This is a genomic window from Flavobacterium sp. HJSW_4 (genome assembly GCF_042436695.1).
Taxonomy (GTDB): domain Bacteria; phylum Bacteroidota; class Bacteroidia; order Flavobacteriales; family Flavobacteriaceae; genus Flavobacterium.
This window is the reverse complement of the sequence record NZ_JBHNPP010000082.1, coordinates 1-569: the sequence shown is the minus strand read 5'-3', so window position 1 is coordinate 569 and position 569 is coordinate 1. Positions and strand designations below refer to the sequence as shown.

1 protein-coding gene is annotated in these 569 nt (G+C 29.0%); it reads left to right on the top strand.

The annotated features are described in order from the left end of the window. Positions 1–569, top strand: a 569-nt coding sequence (locus ACE01P_RS24395; protein WP_379701666.1) for an AMP-binding protein, incomplete at both ends; no start/stop codon positions are given.

Below are 569 nucleotides of genomic sequence, written 5' to 3'. Positions count from 1 at the left end.
TCAACCCCATAATCTAGCATATGTTATCTATACATCAGGCTCAACTGGAGAACCTAAAGGGGTAATGGTGGAGCATATTAATGCTGTGGAATTTATCAATTGGGCAAAATTAGAATTTAATTTATCAAAATTTGATGTTGTATATGCTGTGACTTCATACTGTTTTGATTTATCAATTTATGAGATTTTTTATACTTTATCAATAGGGAAAAAAATACGTTTATTAAGAAATGCGCTTGACATAAGCTATCATTTAGAAAATGACACGCATGTATTGTTAAATACAATACCATCAGTAATAAGAAAATTTTTAGAGGATAATAATTCGTTAGATAATGTCTGTAATATTAATATGGCTGGAGAAATATTATCTGCTGATATTATTAATAAACTTCCATTGGATAAAATTGAAGTAAGAAATTTATATGGCCCCTCAGAAGACACAACCTATAGTACATTTTATTTGCTAAATAAAAATAAAGAATATTCGAATATCCCTATTGGCAAACCCATTTCTAATACGAGACTTTACATATTGGACGATTCTCTAAATCCTGTTTCTATAGGAG